General features: G+C 42.6%; 1 protein-coding gene. It reads right to left on the reverse strand.

Translation table 11 applies throughout. The features are described 5' to 3' along the window. Positions 1–2,956: class I SAM-dependent methyltransferase (locus OH455_RS23085; protein ID WP_269982920.1), on the reverse strand; the 2,956-nt coding region annotated here is incomplete at both ends.

A 2,956-nucleotide genomic window follows, 5' to 3' on the forward strand; every position in this document is an offset into this window, starting at 1 on the left:
CATCGATGCAAAACGCTCAATGGTCGCTTCCTTAAACAGATGTGATGGAAAACTAATCCTTGCATTAAGCTCTGGCTTGCTGTCATCAATGGACATGCTGAGATCGAACTGCCCATCATTCACAAACTGATTCATGTCAAACTGAGCAAGGTGATGAATTTCTTCACTATCCTCCAGTTGGACTTTTTCAAATGGTAGCCCTGACTGTTCTAATGGGTTTTCAAAGTGCTGGACAGTGAATAGAACCTGACAAACAGGGTGTACATTGGGCTCTCGCTCAATACCGAGGGCATTTACTATCTGATCAAAAGGCTGTTCTTGGTTAGATTTGCCGGCAATCACATTGTCGTGCACTGCGCCAATAAACTCATTAATACGTTGGTTTGGGTCGATAACTGTTCTGATTGCCAAAGTATTGACAAAGAAACCGATCAACGACTGGGTTTGTACGTTATGTCGATTGTCTGATAGCGTGCCAACCACAATGTCATTCTGTCCTGAGGTTATGCCTAAAGAGATGTAAAATGCACTTAACATAACGGTATACAAAGTGGTTTCTTGCGTCTTGGCCAGCTCCTTCAATTGCTCACTTTGTGCTTGATTCAGTCGGAAGCTGAATTCTCCATTGCTCAATGGTGCAAGGCTGAGCGATCTGGCTGAGTCCAGAGGTAGCCCCAATTTGGATGAACCTGACAAGTGTGAGATCCAGTAATCTAGCGACTCATAAGAGGCTGATGAATCGAGATTATCATGCTGCCATTGTGAGTAATCGGCGTATTGGATTTGCAGATCAGGTAAGGCAGTAGAAGTATTGAATACTTGGTCATTGTAAAGGGCGGTTAATTCACTCAGTAACAGATCCGTAGACCAACCATCGAAAGCAATATGATGAAACACTACAAGTAGATAGTGTTCTTGGTTAGATTCGTATAAACGCACTCTCATTGTGGAGTCATGAGCAAGATCAAAGGGATGGTACATATCTCTCTCTATCTGCTCCGCTAACAAGTGCGGTGTCTCGCATGTATCCAATTTATGGTCAAAGCTTGCTACCCTTGGGTATTGAAGATATTCACCTTCGTTCGATTGGCGGTAAACTGTGCTCAAAATTTCATGGCGCTCATAGATACGTTCAAGTGCTTGAATTAGATATGTCTTATTTGCGTCATGGGAGAGCTTAACCAAAAAGGGCACGTGTGACGCTTTTGAGTTTGGATGAATCTGCTCCATAAAAAGCAATCTGCTTTGAGCTGAGGACAACGGTACTGAGCCTTGTGTGCAATTTGGAATGATAGTGACCGTTGTATTAGATAAACGTGAAGTGAGCGCTAAAATATTCTTACTTTCAAATAGAAGAGCTAGTGATAGTTCGATACCCAACTGTTGTTTTACACGTGCAATAAGTCGAATAGCAGAAATAGAGTTACCCCCAAGACGGAAGAAATTGTCATTAATTCCAACTCGTTCGATACGCAGCTCTTCTGCCCACAATGTACACAATTTTGACTCTAGATCATTTCTTGGAGCGACATAATCATCTGAAGATGAAAAAGAAGGTAATGGTAAGGCTCGTCGGTCTAACTTTCCGTTAATTGTCGTGGGGAAGTTAGGTAAACACATAAAGGCTGAGGGCACCATGTAATCGGGAAGAGAGTTACTCAAGAAACTCTCCAGCTCATGGTCAGATATTTTGTGCCTGTGAGCCTGAGGCGTATTCGCAACATCAGCCAAATTGAATGTACTGATAGGAACGATGGTGCTCCAGACATCTATTTTGCTTTGGCTAAAGTAGAGCTGGTAGGTCGCTGGCTGATTGTTTTCGGTTTCCAGCAAGACTTTGAGGTGGTAACTTTTTTGTGCAGCGAGCTCAAATAACTCTTCCAACGAACGTATGGACTTTGTCTTAAGATCCGTTTTTTGTTGAGCGTAGCACCAATCTTCCCAGACTCTAGCATTTGGGTAGCCTAGAACCGCTATATCCCTGTTTGAAGATGTCAATAATGTATCGAGAGATAGATCTGGTGTATAAGCAATCATATCAAATGAAGCCGTATTGGCGCTCAACTCTGAATTCACCACACAACGGGTATCGATGTGCAGTATAACGTCGTAGCGGAATCGGTTCATTTCATGGTCAGCATTCCCCCGCTTTGGCAGAATTTCTATATTGCGGATATGTGAATTCTGTTGGTATAGATGGAAAAAATACTCGGGAGAAATCAGTAGTTCTGTTTCAGTATCAAAGCAATGCTTACATTCCGCTTGGATTTTTGCACTGGACCATGAAGGATGTTGGTAGCGAATGACGGATTTGTAGAACGTTTCTGCCAGTCGATAATCTCGAATATCTCCAATCATCACAGTGCCGGTACCGCGAATTGTTGAGATAGCGGATTGCAAGACATCCGATAAGTAATCAATATTTGGAAAGTACTGTGCTACAGAGTTTATTATCACCGTGTCAATATCATTTCTCTGACAATGATCTGTGACTTCATGAGCTTGGCAAACTATACACTCAACCTTATTACTCAGATCACTAGAATCTAGCTCTTTGGAGAGACGCTCAATGACCGTCGATGAAAGGTCGGTTGCAGTATAATGCGTGGCCTGATTGACTAGCCCGTAGAGCAATAACCCTGTTCCGCAACCAATCTCAAGAATAGAGGCGGGTTTTTGTTCTTTAATTCTTTGAACAGTTTCATTCACCCACTCCTTCATCTGTTCATGTGGGATAGATTCTTGAGTATAAGAACTATTCCATCCCACCAAATCAAATTGTTTAGTCTGTGGTACCCCACCGTAGCTGTGATCATAAATGTTTTGCCACATAGAGATCAGTTCGGCGTCATTAAGGCTGTGGTGAGCTTTTTTATGGGTATAGTAAGCGACTATTTTCGGTGTCTCTTTCGTAGAAACAACGTTGACACAACATGCTTCGATTTGCGGGTGAGCA

It is taken from the genome of Vibrio sp. T11.5, assembly GCF_027587155.1.
Lineage (GTDB): Bacteria > Pseudomonadota > Gammaproteobacteria > Enterobacterales > Vibrionaceae > Vibrio > Vibrio neptunius.